The organism is Chthonomonas sp., from assembly GCF_035294505.1.
Taxonomy (GTDB): domain Bacteria; phylum Armatimonadota; class Chthonomonadetes; order Chthonomonadales; family Chthonomonadaceae; genus Chthonomonas.
Genome location: NZ_DATGKU010000122.1, coordinates 1 through 3506, shown reverse-complemented (window position 1 = coordinate 3506; position 3506 = coordinate 1). Strand labels below are relative to the sequence as shown.

Annotated in this window: 4 protein-coding genes; all 4 read right to left on the bottom strand. The window is 56.1% G+C overall.

What is annotated here, in order from left to right; translation table 11 throughout:
* A partial coding sequence (locus VKV18_RS07340) for a rhamnulokinase (protein WP_324203560.1) occupies positions 1-998 on the bottom strand: 998 nt, incomplete at its 3' end.
* 126 nt (positions 999-1124) lie between these two features.
* The gene (locus VKV18_RS07335; RefSeq protein ID WP_324203559.1) at positions 1125-1790 is read right to left on the bottom strand and encodes a mercuric transporter MerT family protein; all 666 of its coding nucleotides are present in this window, start codon (positions 1788-1790) and stop codon (positions 1125-1127) included.
* A 17-nt stretch (positions 1791-1807) separates the two neighbouring features.
* Entirely contained in the window at positions 1808-3241 is a 1434-nt protein-coding gene (gene merA, locus VKV18_RS07330) for a mercury(II) reductase (RefSeq protein ID WP_324203558.1), read from the bottom strand.
* The coding region (locus VKV18_RS07325) for a metalloregulator ArsR/SmtB family transcription factor (RefSeq protein ID WP_324203557.1) at positions 3242-3506 on the bottom strand (265 nt) is incomplete at its 5' end. It abuts the gene before it with no gap.

Genomic DNA, 3506 nt, shown 5'->3' with positions numbered 1-3506 from the left:
TGTTCGGCCATTTGGGTTAGTTCGGCATAGCTATGGTCTTGGCCACGGCGCGCATAGGCCCGACGGCACTCCTGTACCAACCACAGCCCCATGATGTTCTTAAGCAGCCGTGTAGTGCCACAAACGCCCCCCTCGTTGGTGAAATTCGCCTTGCGCACCTGCTCGGTAAGCAGAGGTTGGGGCAATTCTATGCCCATCAACGACCAGGTGCCGCTGCTCAGATAGACGAAATCGGCATCGGAGGCCGGTACGGCAACCACAGCAGAGCCGGTATCGTGCTCTGCAGGTGCGTAGACCGCAATCGCGCCGCATCCGCACTCCTTAGCCACTTCAGATACTAAGGTCCCCTTCTGGGTTCCCGGCTCGGTCATAGCGGTAAACAAATGCGTGGGCAGACCGAGCCGCACCAATAGATCGTAAGCCCATTGCCGACTTCTTGGGTCTACGATCTGGCTTGTGGAGGCTATGGTAAACTCGGAGCTTTTTTCGCCGGTAAACCAAAAAGCGAGGAGGTCGGGCATCATCAGAAGGGTTTCTGCCACCTCAAGCCAGGGCGATTTGCGCAGCTTGAGCGCCAAGAGTTGGTAGAGCGTGTTGAGCTGCATGAACTGAATGCCGGTTCTATCGAAGATGGCCTCCGGAGTTAGAAGCGCAAAGGCGATGTCTAACATGCCATCGTTGCCGTGATCACGGTAGTGACGTGGGTTCCCCAAAAGAACATCTCCCCGACCAAGTAAGCCAAAATCTACCCCCCACGTGTCAAAACCGATCCCCGCGAGGTCTTTCCCAAATCGAGTGACCGCTAAGGCAAGCCCTTTTTTGCACTCTTCAAAAAGGCGCAGAACATCCCAGTAGCGTGTGCCGAGCACTAGCGTGCCACCGGTGGGGAAGCGATGCACGTCCTCAAGCCGCAATCCATTCCCATCGAAAAGCCCTACAACCGCGCGGCCGCTCTCGGCCCCCAAGTCAAAAGCAAGGTATTTTTGTGTGTTCGCCATAACCTTTCGCCGCTGTTGTTTATTATCTTTTCGTCTTTCACCGCCCATTCTCCTGCCTAAAAACTACCACGTTAGCCAACATCGTGCTAACGTCGTAACGCGTGCCGTTTCCTGTCTTTAAAAAAGCTAGCCTCCCACCGGACAACACGTACCCCCCTTTGCTTTACTACCGGCCACAGCTTGAACGGTAAAACCCTGACTCGTCAATTGAGCCTGAAGCGCCTCAGGAGCGACCTGTTTTGGGTTGTAGAGCACCGTCACATGGCGCGCCTTAATGTCGCTGCTCACCGCGTATACCCCTTTCAGACGGGTCAGCGCTTGCTGAATGCGCAGGGCACACGCCGCGCAATCCAGCTCCTTCACGACAAAGACGGCCGTTGCAGAAGCGGATCGCGATGTGTCGTGCGTGAGGGCGAGCTGAGCCTGCTGATTTTCCCGACGTAGTTGCTCTTCCGATAGCCAAGGGTAGAGAATGGTTGCGAGCACGATGGCGGTAACACCCCAAAGCACGAACCGCGAGATTTTGCGAGATAAGCGCAAACGCTCGGTTTGGGAATCGGCCACACAGCAGCTTCCTCCCTCCTTCGGTTCAGGGCGATAGGCGAAATAGAACCCCGTTCCGAGGAATAGCAGCGTGAGCACGATGAAGTAGGGGCGATAGGGCGCAAGCACTGCCCCAAAGCCGGCAGCCGTACCGGCCCCAATCGCTCCGAGAAGCGCCGGCAACACGCAGCAGGCGGATGCCGCCAACGCCGTAAGCATAGCACCTAACAAAAAACCCATCTTTTTCATAGGAAACCTCCTTTCACTCATTCGGCACAGCATGAGAGTTTGGCGGGGTCTTTGTAGCGGGAGATCGCCGCGATCTTAAGAGCCTCCGCCATCGTTGGATAGACGTGGAGCATCTCGATGAAATCGTGCAGGGTGGCGTGGAAATGCAACCCCATGGCCGCTTCATGAATAACCTCTTCGGCACCAGGGCCGACCATGGTCACGCCCAATACCTCCTCGGTATCCCAATCGGCCACTATTTTGATAAACCCCTTTGGGTTGCGAATGGCGGCAGCACGTGGGACAAGCTCCATGGGCACCACGGTACACCAACAACGACGACCTGCAGCTTGTACCTCGGCCTCCGTCATGCCGACGGTGGCAAGAGGGGGATCGATAAAGATGGCACGCGGTATCACTCTATGATTTACAGCGACTCTCTGTTCGGGGTCGGCAAAAGCGTTGTAGGCCGCCTTTCCCCCATCCTGACTGCCGACAGGGGTCGCCATCTGGCTGTCTACCTCGTTCCCGATGACATCGCCTGCAGCATAGATATGGGGCACGTTGGTACACAGGTATTCATCCACGTGAATGGCACCATACTCATTCGTTACCACACCGGCCTTCTCTAAGGCGATTGAATCGGTGTTGGGAGTACGCCCGGTAGCAACAAGGATTTTTTCAGCACGAACGGTGAGCTTCCGCCCTTTCTGTGTGATCTGCGCTACAACCTCCTCCCCCTCCTGCGATACCGATACCACCGAAGCATCCATCAATATCTGAATGCCCTCCGATTTCAAGAGAGAGGCGACGGTTGGTCCTACCTCCGGTTCGTAACGTGGAAAAAGCTGAGCCGCCCTCTCCAGGAGCGTTACTTCGGCACCGAAACGACGGAACATCTGCCCCAACTCCACGGCGATGTAGCCACCCCCAACGATCAGCAAAGAGCGCGGGCAGTGGGTAAGCTCCTGCGCCTCATCGGCCGTCAACAGGTCGCTGGTAAGATAGGCAACTTCTTGAAGGCCTTCAATAGCCGGCACCTGTGGACGCGAGCCGGTAGCGATGAGAATCCTCTCGCCGTAAAGAGCTTTGCCGTCTACCGCAACGGTGTGTGGGTCTAGAAACTGCGCATGTCCTTGCACAACCTGTATAGACCCGTCAAGCAGACTGGTGTACTTTTTCTGCCGGTAGGCGTGTACGATGTCGTCTTTTTGAGAGACAAGCGCTTTAAAATCGAACGTCATCGGTGCCGGTTGCAGCCCAGGGTAACGCGGGTGATGCGCCTCGTGGAGAATGCGGGCGGCCTCGATGAGGTTTTTTGATGGGAGACAGCCGCGATTAACGCAGGTGCCTCCGAGAGTTCTTTCTTCGATCATCACGGAGCGTTTCCCCAGTTCACGCGCGCGTAAGGCCGCAGCAAAAGCTGTTGAGCCTGAACCGAGAATCACGAGGTCGAAACGGTCTGGTAACATCTATTCTTCCTCCTGGCGTGAGAGTGAGTGTAGGAGCGGTTGCAGCGTGGTTCGAGCAAAATGGCCATCTCTTAGGTGATAACAGGCGAATTTTCCCTCTTTGCGCACCTTGAGAAGCCCTGCAGAGAGCAGGATACGCAGATGATGCGATACGGCCGGCATGGACATATCGAGCAAAACGCTTAGTTCACAAACACAAAGTGGCTCGTTGGAGAGGGCATAGAGAATGCGTAAGCGCACGGGGTCGGCCACGGCCTTCAGCAGA

Bases quoted from the DNA above. Each gene is read 5' to 3' on its own strand.
- VKV18_RS07335 (WP_324203559.1), bottom strand. From the start codon at position 1,790: ATGAAAAAGATGGGTTTTTTGTTAGGTGCTATGCTTACGGCGTTGGCG.
- merA (WP_324203558.1), bottom strand. From the start codon at position 3,241: ATGTTACCAGACCGTTTCGACCTCGTGATTCTCGGTTCAGGCTCAACA.